The sequence below is a fragment of the Microbacterium sp. NC79 genome (assembly GCF_019061125.1).
Classification (GTDB): domain Bacteria; phylum Actinomycetota; class Actinomycetes; order Actinomycetales; family Microbacteriaceae; genus Microbacterium.
On the sequence record NZ_JAHQYI010000001.1, the window covers coordinates 50087 to 62233 of the forward strand.

12 protein-coding genes are annotated in these 12147 nt (G+C 63.6%); 8 read left to right on the plus strand and 4 right to left on the minus strand.

Annotated elements, in window-relative coordinates; translation table 11 throughout:
• The first annotated feature begins 155 nt into the window (after positions 1–155).
• Positions 156–434, plus strand: coding sequence for a hypothetical protein (locus KTJ77_RS00245; RefSeq protein ID WP_217336530.1), 279 nt, complete (start codon positions 156–158; stop codon positions 432–434).
• A complete protein-coding gene (locus KTJ77_RS00250; RefSeq protein WP_217336531.1) occupies positions 431–1897 on the plus strand; it encodes a hypothetical protein in 1467 nt (488 codons plus the stop codon). The genes KTJ77_RS00245 and KTJ77_RS00250 overlap by 4 nt, the downstream gene beginning before the upstream one ends.
• 9 nt (positions 1898–1906) lie before the next feature.
• On the opposite strand, the gene KTJ77_RS00255 is transcribed toward KTJ77_RS00250, so the two are convergent.
• Entirely contained in the window at positions 1907–2302 is a 396-nt protein-coding gene (locus tag KTJ77_RS00255) for a phage holin family protein (RefSeq protein WP_217336532.1), read from the minus strand.
• Positions 2303–2381: 79 nt separating this feature from the next.
• Positions 2382–3194, minus strand: coding sequence for an SDR family NAD(P)-dependent oxidoreductase (locus KTJ77_RS00260; protein ID WP_217336533.1), 813 nt, complete (start codon positions 3192–3194; stop codon positions 2382–2384).
• Positions 3195–3364: 170 nt separating this feature from the next.
• Between KTJ77_RS00260 and KTJ77_RS00265 the strand changes: the two genes are divergently transcribed.
• Genes KTJ77_RS00265 through KTJ77_RS00280 form a run of 4 tightly spaced genes read left to right on the plus strand, consistent with a single transcriptional unit; the run spans position 3365 to position 7911 of the window.
• On the plus strand, positions 3365–4483 hold the full coding sequence (locus tag KTJ77_RS00265; RefSeq protein WP_217336534.1) for a histidinol-phosphate transaminase: 1119 nt from the start codon (positions 3365–3367) through the stop codon (positions 4481–4483).
• A gap of 4 nt (positions 4484–4487) precedes the next feature.
• The gene (locus KTJ77_RS00270) at positions 4488–5615 is read left to right on the plus strand and encodes a thiamine pyrophosphate-dependent enzyme (protein ID WP_217336535.1); all 1128 of its coding nucleotides are present in this window, start codon (positions 4488–4490) and stop codon (positions 5613–5615) included.
• Entirely contained in the window at positions 5612–6592 is a 981-nt protein-coding gene (locus KTJ77_RS00275; RefSeq protein WP_254367319.1) for an alpha-ketoacid dehydrogenase subunit beta, read from the plus strand. The genes KTJ77_RS00270 and KTJ77_RS00275 overlap by 4 nt, the downstream gene beginning before the upstream one ends.
• A gap of 11 nt (positions 6593–6603) precedes the next feature.
• Complete coding sequence (locus KTJ77_RS00280; protein ID WP_217336536.1) at positions 6604–7911, plus strand: dihydrolipoamide acetyltransferase family protein; 1308 nt, start codon at positions 6604–6606, stop codon at positions 7909–7911.
• Positions 7912–7987: 76 nt separating this feature from the next.
• Here KTJ77_RS00280 and KTJ77_RS00285 read toward each other — a convergent pair whose 3' ends face one another.
• The gene (locus tag KTJ77_RS00285; protein ID WP_217336537.1) at positions 7988–9613 is read right to left on the minus strand and encodes an NAD(P)/FAD-dependent oxidoreductase; all 1626 of its coding nucleotides are present in this window, start codon (positions 9611–9613) and stop codon (positions 7988–7990) included.
• Positions 9610–10521 carry an alpha/beta hydrolase gene (locus KTJ77_RS00290; protein WP_217336538.1) on the minus strand — a complete coding sequence of 304 codons (912 nt, stop codon included), beginning with the start codon at positions 10519–10521 and terminating at the stop codon, positions 9610–9612. Before KTJ77_RS00290 ends, KTJ77_RS00285 begins: the two co-directional genes overlap by 4 nt.
• Positions 10522–10622: 101 nt before the next feature.
• Here KTJ77_RS00290 and KTJ77_RS00295 point away from each other — a divergent pair, with 101 nt between their 5' ends.
• Positions 10623–11201, plus strand: a complete 579-nt coding sequence (locus KTJ77_RS00295) for a PadR family transcriptional regulator (RefSeq protein WP_217336539.1) — start codon at positions 10623–10625, stop codon at positions 11199–11201.
• A gap of 18 nt (positions 11202–11219) precedes the next feature.
• Positions 11220–12092: a carbohydrate kinase family protein gene (locus KTJ77_RS00300; RefSeq protein ID WP_217336540.1), complete on the plus strand. Its 873-nt coding sequence runs from the start codon at positions 11220–11222 to the stop codon at positions 12090–12092.
• The last annotated feature ends 55 nt before the right edge of the window (positions 12093–12147 follow it).

Below are 12147 nucleotides of genomic sequence, written 5' to 3' on the forward strand. Positions count from 1 at the left end.
CCAGGTGGCGGGTTGTGAGTCGCGTCCTGCGCCGCTGTGTGCTGGCGAGGACGGCCGTCGTTAAAGGTTCCTCCCCGATTGCCTCTCTCGTCGTGGTTGTCCCCAGGCGGCCGGATTCTTCGTACCGTGGCGCGTACAGCGCGCACGATGGCGGCATGACTTTCACGATCGACCTTTACAACGCCAACAGCGGCTACGTCGTGGCCGCTGCCGATCAACTCGACCTCGCATGTGGCGAGGTGGGGCTCGCAGCGCAGGGCATCGGTACCCTGTTCGATGACACCAGGTGGGATGCGCCATCGTTTCGCGCTGCTGCTGCGCTCATTTTGGAGTTTCATACCCAGGTCGTGCGCCTGCACGCACTCATCGGCGACACCCGTAGCGCTGTGTGGCTGGAGTTTGATCGGGCCGCGATGATGTGGGGTGTGTCATGAGCGACGGCCTGTCGATTTCAGAGGGCGGATACACGGCGGTCTCCTCCGACTCATTGCGTGATGCGGCGAATCGTGCGCTCGCCGTCGCGAACCTGCTGCGTGAGGCGGTGACCTCAGGCAATCGAGCGCACGACAGTCTCGAATGCATGACGGTCAGGTTGCCGGTCGCAGACAGCGTGCTGCAGGCGGTTGGCATGTCGGCAACGGTTGCGCAGCTGATCGAGGTTCTTGCCGCACAGCTGGCGCGCGCCGCCGATGTGTACGAGGCCGTTGAGCTCATGATCGCGGTCGACATGAACGGCATGACTCCCGCGATTGAAAATCGTCTTGCCGCCCTCGAGGCCGCCAGGCCCGGGCTTACCGAATCAGCACTGGCGACGGCGTTCTTGACAGGCGGATTGCGAAACTTTGCGTCGCTGAGTGCGCTCCCGCGCACGGGCAAAGAGGTGTACATCGTTGACCGCAAAATCACTCGCACATCGAATGCGGCGTCGGTAGCGCCCAAGGGTGCCGCTGACCTTGTCAAGACGATTCCGACCGGCGCCGCGCAGATTCGAGTTGACCGGTACAACATGCCGGATGGCTCGCGCCGCTTTGTGGTTTCGGTCTCCGGCACTCGCGCCTTGTTGTCAGAGCTCGACCCGTTCGACATGCACTCCAACGCTGATCTCTATACCGGCAACGATTCGACCTCGGCGGAGGCGGTGCGAAAAGCGCTGGAAGATGCGGGCGTTGAGCCGGAAGATTGGCTGCTGATGAATACGCACTCGCAGGCGGCGATGATCGCCGACCGGCTCGCACCAGACCCGAGCGTCGATCCTGAGATGGTCGTGACATGGGGTAACCCGGGCGAGCGGCCAATGCCAAGCGACGTCGTCAATATTGATATCAAACACGCGAACGACCCGGTTGGCTGGCTTGGCGGCAGCGAGTATCCGATACCGACAGGCGCAGACGGAAGTTTCGAGGTCACCCGCGACACCAACGATGGCAGGCCAGGCTCAGGCGTTTCTGACGCGATGAATGCGCACTTCCTCGATGCCTATGCCGAGACCGGAGCCATGATGGACGCGTCCGATGATCCGCGCATGGATGCGTTGCGTGAGCCGCTCGCTGAGCTCGCCGAGGCGGAGAGTGTGACCACCACCGAATACGTCGTGTGGGAGAAGGATCTGAGGGATGACACCCACGGGCGCAGCATGGCGCCTTTCCCGGAAGGGCAGCGCGGCGCTACCCCCGCACCGAGCCCAGCGGTTGGGCCCCAGCCGGGCGGCCCGCTGTTTGAGTTCACTGATCCGGTGGCCCCTGACCAAATCGGGATTGCGCCACCACCTGAACCGGGCGAGACCCGTTTTCGGTTTGGCGAGGTGCCTGTTTCTCCGCCTGAGCCACCCGTCACGCTCCACGCCGGTGAGGGGTTGCCGCCAAAGGAAGATAACCATGCCGGCCCGTGGCGGCTCTAGAGGCGAGCGTCAGCGCTTCTTCAGCTGCGGGCGCAGGATGATTCCCATCACGAAGTTGATCAGCGAGATCACGACGGCTGCGACGACGCCCCACCAGAAGTGTTCGACCCGAAGGCCCCAGCCCCATGGCGTGGTGATCCACGCGGTGATCCACAGCAGCAGGCCGTTGACCAGGAAGGAGACGAGGCCAAGCGTCAGTAGGTAGATCGGAAAAGCGACAATCTTGATGACCGTGCCGATGACGGTGTTGACGACGGCGAAGACAGCACCAACCGCCAGCAACGTGAGGACGAGCTGCAGGGTCTCGGCTGGCGCGAACGCCACAATAGACACCTTCAGCATCGGCAGGAGGGTGACAACCCACAGGGCAAAGGCGTTGATGGCAACACGAGTAATGAATCGCATAGTGACCAAAGTCTCCCACAGGCCCCAGTGCAGCGGCCAGCGTTCCGTTCGATGAGCGCCCGTGCGCCTGTCGTGCGGACTACTGGGGCGCTGTCACCACGTACGGCTCGCGCCGCAAAATGCGCGTCGTGCGTTCGGTGAGCATCTCATCGGCGCGCGAGTCGTCCGTAAAGATCCACAAGTCTCCCGCCGCAGCGCCAGCCAGAATGATGCGCGCGGCTTCGACGGGCTGCAGCCCGGCTGCGACAAACTCGGCCATCTGATTACGCAACGCGTCACCCGATGGTGCCGCGCTCGCCTCGGGCCGGAAAATCGACGTCGCGACCGAGCCAGGCAACACCGCACACACACTGATCCAGGGGGCGACGACGGCAAGTTCCATATAGAGGCCCTCGGTGAGCGCGAGTACCGCGTGCTTTGTCGCACTGTACGGCGTCATGAGCGGCATCACGCTGAGTGCTCCGACCGAGGCAATATTGACGATTGTGGCCGGCTGTTCTGCGGCAATCATGTCGGGCACGAAGGCGCGCACACCGAAGTAGACGCCGTTGAGATTAACGCCCACTGTCTGTTCCCACCGTTCTGGTGAAATTTCCCACAGCGCGCCCGTCGTCTCGATCCCGGCGTTGTTCACGACCAGCCGCACAGCGCCGAAGGCTGCTCGCGTCTCGTCGGCGAATGCGGCAACGTCGTCCCACCGTGTGACGTCTGTCACCCGGGCGAAAACCTCGGCGCCACCGGCGCGGAGCTCGGCGCTGATGCGATGCAGCCCGGCCTCGTCGATGTCGGCAAGCGCGAGGCGCGCACCTGCCAGCGCTAGTTGGCGTGCCAGCGCTTCGCCGATACCCGACGCAGCTCCGGTAACAACGGCAACGTCACCCGATTCGATCATGGCTTCCTCCTCATTGAGACGCCTTGAGCGTAGAGGCAACAGCGCCGGCGCGCACGGTGCGTTCCGGCTACCGGGCCAATGCGTCCGTTATCGCCGAATGTGACAACGCGATCCCGCACAGTGCACAGACATGCTGACGAGGGAATAGAGGGCGCAATAGACTCGCCCTCGTGACCAACGAAGCTTCTAACTCCGCTCCGGTACGCGTCCGCCCCGAAATTGCCTCGCTCCCGCCCTATAAGCAGGGCAAGCAGGCGGGCGCCGATGCCTTCAAGCTGTCGAGCAACGAGAACCCGTATGAACCGTTGCCCGCCGTGATTGATGCGATCCGCGGTGAGATCACCATCAACCGTTATCCCGATGCGTCTGCTGCCCGCCTGCGTGCGCGCCTCGCTGAGAAGTACGGCGTCACAAGCGACGAGGTGCACGTCGGCTCCGGCAGCGTCGCCCTCATTGCCCAATTGCTCCTCGCCGTCGCCGGCCCCGGTGACGAGGTCATCTACGCGTGGCGTTCATTCGAGGCCTACCCTGGCCTCACGCTCGTTCCGGGCGCGACGAGCGTGCAGGTTCCACTCACCGCCGATTTCGCGCACGACCTCGACGCCATGGCCGCCGCCGTCACAGACAACACCCGCGCCATCATCCTCTGCACGCCGAACAACCCGACAGGCGGAACCATCACAACGGACGCCGTGCGCGAGTTCCTCGCGAAGGTGCCAGGGAATGTGCTCGTCATGCTGGACGAAGCGTACGCCGAGTTCGTCACGTCGCCCGCGGCGGTCGATGGCCTCCGCGACGGTATTCTGACGGAATTCCCCAACGTCGTCGTGTTGCGCACCTTCTCCAAGGCGTATGGCCTGGCCGGTCTCCGCGTCGGCTACGTGATCGGCAACCAGCGCATTCTGGACGCCGCACGTTCGACCGCGATTCCGCTTTCGGTAACAGCGCAGGCCGAGACGGCAGCACTGGTCAGTCTCGACAACGAGGCCCAGCTCATGCAGCGCGTCGCGGTGCTGGTTGAGCGGCGCACCCAGCTGATCGCCGGCCTTCGCGCCGCCGGTCTCATGGTTCCGGACTCCGAAGCCAACTTCGTTTGGCTCGCTTTCGGTGACGACACCATGGCGGCAGCGGCCGCCTTTGAAGCCGGGGGTGTGATTGTGCGCCCGTTCGCTGGTGAGGGTGTGCGCATCTCGATTGGCGAGGCTGAATCTATCGACGTTGTCGTGCATATTGCACGATCCGTTGTAGAAACCCTCCCAGAAGGCCACCCGGTGCGGGGGCTAGCGTAGAACCGTGACCCGAACGAATACACCCGGTCTCGTCCGCGTCCTCGCTGCCGATGGCACGTTTGCGCCGACCCCGGCCGCAGAGCAGTTCCGTCCCGTCATCGACGCGCTGAGCGACAGCGAGCTTGAGCAGTTCTACCGCGAAATGGTTGTCATTCGTGCGTTTGACCGCGAAGCGACCAACCTGCAGCGCCAGGGGCAGCTTGCCCTGTGGCCGCCGAGCTTTGGCCAGGAAGCTGCCCAGGTGGGCTCTGCCATGGCAGCTCGCAGCCAAGACACGCTCTTTCCCTCTTACCGTGAGCATGTTGTCGCGAAGGTTCGCGGCGTCGATGTGATCGACATCATCCGATTGATGCGCGGACTCACGCACGGCGGCTGGAATCCCACCGACCCGAAAAACGGGAAGACTCGCATCTACACGCTCGTGTTGGGCTCGCAGACGCTGCACGCCGCCGGTTACGGCATGGGCCTCGTTTTCGACGGTAAGTGCGGCACGGGCAACGTCGCCACTGATGAGGCCGTCATGGTCTACTACGGCGACGGCTCATCCAGTCAGGGCGATGTGCACGAAGCGATGGTCTTCGCGGCCAGCTACCAGGCACCCACCGTGTTCTTCATGCAGAACAACCAGTGGGCCATCTCCGTTCCGGTCAGCCGTCAGTCGCGCACGCCGCTGCACGAGCGCGCTGCCGGATACATGCCCTCGTTCGAGGTCGACGGCAACGACGTGCTCGCGAGCTACGCGGTATCGCGTTTCGCGCTGGATGAGGCGCGCGCCGGTCGCGGCCCGCAAGCAATTGAAGCCGTGACCTACCGTCGCGGTGCGCACACCACGAGTGATGACCCGACGAAGTACCGCACCAAGGCAGAAGAAGATGCTTGGGCCGAGCGGGATCCGATCAGCCGCATGCGTGCCTTCCTCGGAAACCGTGGAGCGTCGGCGTCATTCTTTGACAATGTCGAGGAGGAAGCGCGTGATTTCAGCGCCGACATCCGTCAGCGCACCCTGGAACTGCCGAACCCGGGGCCGGAACTCATGTTTGACCACGTCTACACCGACGACCACCCGCTCATCGCAGAACAGGCGCAGTGGCTCGCCGAGTATGAGCAGTCGTTCGAAGGAGGTGCAGCATGAGCGGAACCACGATGACCTTTGGTAAGGCATTGAACGCTGGCATGCGCGCCGCAATGCAGAACGACCCGCGCGTGCTGCTGATGGGCGAAGACATTGGCCCACTCGGCGGCGTCTTTCGTGTGACAGAGGGCCTGCAGGCAGAGTTTGGCGAGCAGCGCGTGCTCGATACTCCGCTGGCGGAGTCTGGCATCGTTGGCACCGCGATTGGTCTCGCGATGACCGGGTTCCGACCCGTCATTGAGATTCAGTTCGACGGCTTTGTCTTCCCGGCCTTCGACCAGATCACGTCGCAACTTGCCAAGCTCACCAACCGGCATGAAGGTTCCGTTGCCTTCCCCGTTGTCATCCGTATTCCGTATGGCGGGCACATTGGCGCGGTGGAACACCACCAGGAGAGCCCCGAGGCGTATTTTGCGCACACGCCTGGCCTGCGCGTGATTAGCCCGTCGACACCGAATGATGCGTACTGGATGATTCAAGAGGCCATCGCCTCGAATGACCCGGTGATCTTCATGGAGCCGAAGAGCCGGTACTGGCAAAAGGGCGAGGTTGACCTCGAGTCATCCGCCCTTCCCACGCACTCCAGCCGTCTGGTTCGCCGAGGCACCGATGTCACGCTCGTCGGCCACGGCGCCATGGTCTCGGTGCTGCTGCAGGCCGCAGCGCTCGCCGAATCCGAAGGCATCAGCTGCGAGGTTATTGACCTGCGCTCGCTATCGCCCATCGACTACACGCCGATTCTCGACTCGGTGCGACAGACCGGTCGCATGGTCTACGCGCAAGAAGCGCCAGGCCACGTGTCGGTGGGTAGCGAAGTGGCAGCCACCGTCATGGAACGCGCGTTTTACTCGCTGGAAGCGCCGGTCATTCGCGTCTCAGGCTTTGACACCCCGTTTCCGCCCGCAAAGCTCGAAGGCACCTTCCTGCCCGATCCTGACCGCGTGCTTGAAGCCGTGGACCGCGCGCTCGCGCACTGATGGGAGAAATCATGGCGACTCAGACGTTCAACCTGCCCGATGTCGGTGAAGGTCTCACCGAGGCTGAAATTGTGTCGTGGCGTGTGAAGCCAGGCGACGCGGTATCCGTCAACGACGTGCTCGTTGAGATTGAAACGGCAAAGTCGCTCGTGGAGCTGCCTTCGCCGTTTGCCGGAACCATTGGCGAACTGCTGGTGGCGGAGGGCGTCACGGTCAATGTGGGGGCTCCGATCATCACCGTCACTGATGGTTCCGCCGTGGCGGCGCCCGCGCCCCAGGCGCCAGCGGCCGCTGATGCTGGCGGATCGGTGCTCGTCGGCTACGGAACCACGGGTGAGGTGAAGTCGCGTCGCCGTAAGGTCGTGCAAGACCCGGTGATTTCGACGGCCGGTGTGATTGCCAAGCCGCCGATCCGTAAGCTGGCTCGAGACCTTGGCGTCGACCTGACGCAGGTGGCCGGTACCGGTGCAGCCGGTGAAGTGACGCGTGACGATGTCATGGGGCACGCCTCGCAGGCGAGCGTTTTCCGCAATATCGAAACCCCGGAGTGGGGCGTCGTTCGCGAGCAGACGATTCCGGTCGCTGCCCAGCCGGCGCGGCCCAATGGTTCCGCTGATGATCGCCAGGAGACGATTCCGGTGCGTGGCGTGCGCAAGGTGACGAGCGCCGCCATGGTGCGCTCGGCCTATTCGGCGCCGCACGTCACCGTATGGAAAGACGTTGACGCCTCGCGCACGATGGAGCTCGTCAAGCGACTGAAGGCATCGCCAGACTTCGCAGACGTGCGCGTCTCGCCGCTGCTGATCATGGCTCGCGCCGTTATTTGGGCGGCCCAGCGTACTCCGATGGTGAATGCTGCGTGGGTCGATGGCGACGACGGTGCGTCGATCGTGGTGCGCAACTACGTCAACCTGGGGATCGCTGCCGCGACCCCGCGCGGCCTCGTCGTGCCGAACATTAAAGACGCCCAGGCAATGTCAATGCGTGAACTGGCTCGCGCATTGGAGAAGCTGACGCTGACCGCCCGCGAAGGTAAGACGTCGCCGGCCGAGCAGCAGCATGGCACCATCACGATCACCAACATTGGCGTGTTTGGTATGGATGCCGGAACCCCGATCATTAACCCGGGTGAGGCCGGCATTGTCGCGCTCGGCTCGATAACGCAAAAGCCGTGGGTCGTTGATGGTGAAGTGCGTCCGCGCTGGGTGACGACGGTTTCCGGCTCATTTGACCACCGCGTCATTGACGGCGATGGCATGAGCCGTTTCATCGCCGACGTCGCGTCGATTCTGGAAGAGCCTGCGCTATTGCTCGACTGAGTGCTCCAAAATGAAGGGGGCGTCTCCCGGGCTCAATGCCCAGGAGACGCCCCCTTCATTTTGGTCTTTCGTTCGGTTAGACCGAGGCCGGGACAGCGGCGGTGCTTGCCGTGCTCAGCACGAAGCCCTCGTAGCCCTTGTCTGCGGCAGCCGTGCACTGCGCGGTGTAGTTCGCGAAGCCGCCGAGGTACGGCAGGAAGACGCGCTTCTTGCCTGCGATGTTCGCTCCGGTGTACCAGCTCGGCGCGTTGCCGAACAGCGTGCGGTCACCGACTGCGACAACGTGCGCGGTCCACGCAGCGGCAGCATCGTCGCGAGGCTCGATGCTCGTGTGGCCAGCGGCGGTTGCGTCCGCAATCGCCCGCAGCGCCCACGCGCCCTGCTGCTCGCTCGTGAGAGCCATGTTGCTGAGCACGCTGGGGCTGCCGGGCCCGTTCAGGGTGAACATGTTGGGGAAGCCGGGGACCATCAGGCCAAGCAACGTCTGCGGGCCATCGGCCCACTCCGCCGCAAGTGACCGACCATCGCGGCCAATGGGATTGATCGCTGACAGGGCACCAGTGAGGGCGTCAAAGCCCGTCGCATACACGATGACGTCGTGCTCCCGCATCGCCTCCGCGGTGCGGATGCCGTCAGCGGTGATTTCCGTAATCGGCTCGCGACGCAGGTTCACGAGGTGCACGTGCTCCTCGTTGAACGTTTGGTAGTAGCCCGAGTCGGTGCAGATGCGCTTCGTGCCGATCGCGTGGTCGGTCGGGGTGAGGTCAGAGCGCGTTTGCGGATCGGTCACGATATCGGCCAGACGCGCTTCGAAGTAGACCCTGGCCGCGTCGTTAATGTCTTCGCGAACGGTCTGTTCAGCAAACGCCTTGCCGAACAAGACGCCGCCGCGCTCCCACGCCTCGGCGAACACCGCGTCGCGCTCGTCTTGCGGAACCTCGTCGAACGGAACCGGGTGGCTGTTCCACGGGGAGCCAGCACCGCCTGCCCACGAGATCGCACGACGCTCGGCAAGCGTCGGACGCGACGCTTCCCACTCCTCATCCGTCAGCTCGCGGTTGAACGCAGGAACGCTGTAGTTGGCGCTGCGCTGGTACACGACGACCTCGGCGGCCTGGCGTGCGAAGTGCGGCACCGACTGCACGCCGGAAGAACCGGTTCCGATGACGGCAACACGCTTGCCGGTAAAGTCTGGCGCCTCCTCCGGCCACATTGCGGTGAGGTAAGTTTCGCCTGCGAACGAGTCGCGGCCAGCGATATCGGGCAGGTTGGGGTTCGACAGGCTACCCGTGGCCATGATGAGCCACTGCGCCGAAATCGTGTCGCCCGCGTCTGTCGTGACGCTCCAGCGCTGGGCGGCTTCGTCCCACGCCGCGGCCGTGACCCGCTCATTGAAGCGGTAGTGGCGACGCACATCGAAGCGATCGGCGACGAACTGGAAGTACCGCAGAATCTCGGGCTGCGTGGCGTAGCGCTCACTCCAACGCCACTCGTTTTCCAGCTCCGGGTCGAATGAGTACGAGTAGTCCAGGCTTTCCACGTCGCAGCGCGCACCTGGGTAGCGGTTCCAGTACCAGGTTCCGCCGACCTCCGAGCCGGCTTCGATACCGAGCACGCTGTAGCCAGCGCGGTCGGCGTGAATGGTGCTGTAGACGCCAGCGAAGCCGGCGCCAATAACGAGAACGTCAACGGTGGTGGTCATGAGTGCGCCTCCTGCGCGCCAAAGAAGTTGTTCAGATCGGCCCAAAGAATGCGGCGTGCACTGACTGCCGGGCCAAAGGTGGCATACGTGATGAAGCCGTGAAAGAGGTCGGGGTAGGTGCGCAATGTGACGCGCGTTCCCGCCGATGCGAGAGCCGACGCGAGAGCTGCGCCTTCGCCTGCGAGGGGGTCAAGGCCCGCCGTCACGATGAGCGTGGGGGGAACCTCGTGGTGCTCACCCCGCAACGCGTTAACCCGCGCGTCTTCGCGCAACTCGGGTCTGGTTCCGATGGTCTGCTCCCAGTAGTAGGCGAGCAGTTCTGCCGTGACGAAATATCCCTCAGCGTTGGTGCGATAGGTGTCGGATTCCATCAGCGGATCAAGCATCGGATAGAACAACACCTGCCCAACGACGGGGGAGTTGCCCTGATCGCGCAGTTGGAGCGTGGCACTGGCCGCGATACCGCCACCCGCGCTGTCTCCGGCGAGAATGACGCCGCGCTCTGGCCACTGCTGCGCAGCCCATCGTGCGGAAGTGATCACGTCATCAATGGATTCGAGCGCGGTTACCTCCGGTGCCAGCCGGTACTGCACTGACACCACGATCGACTGCATTTCAGCGCTCCACTCCCGGCAAAACCGGTCGTGGCTGGCAATAGAACCATGCAGGTAACCGCCGCCATGCGCGAAAACGACCACCGCGGTTCCGTCAGCCACCTGGTGTGGGTAGTACACCCGCACCAGCAGATCGGAACCAATGGTGACGTCTTCTGTATGGCTGACGGCGTCGATATTGGTGGCCGGAACCACGCGGGCATCGACAGCGGCACGGGCGTCAAGCGGGCTCATCGCGGTGAGGTTGGGGAATCCTTCGTTGAGGACCGCGAGCATTTGTTGCGTTTCGTTCATCGGTCTCCTTCGACCGTAAGTATGTCTATTTGACATACTGTGAATAGAAATATGCCACGTGAGCGCGACGCGGTCAAGATGGCCGTGCGAAGATGGGCATCGTGGCACCCACAGACGACACCCCCATCGTTGATATTCCACCCACAGGGTGGGCCGCTCTTGGCGTGCTCTCTTTTGGTGGCGAGTTCTCCGGGTATGACGTAAAACGCTGGGCGGAGCAGAGCCTTGCGTTCTTCTACTGGGCACCGTCGCACAGTCAGATTTATGCCGAACTGCGACGGTTGGAAAAGCTCGGGCTCGCCGAATCGCGCGTCGATCAGACGTATGAGGCGCGCTCGCGGCGGCTCTATACGATGACCGAACTTGGTAAGCAGAACATCACGCGCTGGGCCGACGAGTTGCCGCCAGAACCCGTCGTCCTCAAACACCCGCTGATGCTGCGCGTTTGGGCGGCGCACAACGGTGACCGCGGTCGACTGCGCGAGTTACTTGAGGCGCATAAGCGGGAGTCTCTTGAGCGCGCTGAACGGGCAGAACAGCACAGCGCCAACTCAGCGAAGGTGGATGACTGGGAGTATGCGACAATCGCGCTTGAGTGGTCGGCGCGCTATCACCGCGACGAAGCTGCGCGCATTGATTGGTTGCTCCAGCGGCTCGAGCGGGCCACGCCCAGCGCATAGCCTCGCTACACTCCAGGCATGCACAACGTTGCGCGCATCGCGATTTTCGGCCCCGCATCCTGGAACCAACTCGTCGTGCTTGATCGCTTACCCGAACCCGTACCGCACATGCAGTTTGCCGACGAGTACTGGCATACCGTCGGCGGAACCAGCGCGGGTAAGGCGCTTCATCTGACCTCGCTTGGGGCCAACGTCGCGCTGCACGCGCTGATTTCTGACGACGGTGACGGACAGCGCGTTGCTTCAGCCCTGCGCGCGGCTGGTGTCGAGCTGACCGCACATCTGTCAGACGTTACCGAACGGCATCTCAACCTGATGACCCAGGCAGGCGAGCGGGTGTCGCTGTACCTGTCAACGCCCTCGGCCGCATCCGCGCAACAGCAGGCCGACCTGCTTGCGGCGCTGCGTGGTTCCGATCATGCCGTCATCGACCTCACCGAAACTGGGCGCATGCTCATCGGCCAGGTGCGGGATTCTGCGAACCCACCGATCGTGTGGGTCGATCTGCATGACTACGATGGCGCGGCTGAATTTCACGAGCCTTTTGTGCAGAACGCCGACATTGTATTTATGAACGGCGACGCCACTGACGACCCTGAGGCGCTCCTTTTGTCGTGCATTGCGCGGGGCGTGCACTTAGCGGTCTGCACGCTGGGGGCTGCCGGAGCGATCGCCGTGGATTCGAGCGGAACCGTGGTGCGCGTAGCCGCTGCGGACGCTGGCGACATTGTCGACACGAATGGCGCGGGCGATGCCTTTATGGCTGGGTTCATGGTTGCGCATGTGGCGGGTGCCACGTTGGACGCGAGCCTGCACGCGGGTGCGCAACAGGCATGCGTGGCCCTTCAGACGCGGCACCTCCATCCCGCGCTAAACGCGGCGCTCGGGTGAGCAGGCCAGCGCGTGAATCACGTCGCGGCCTCGAGCGCGTTCGGGGCGTTCGCGC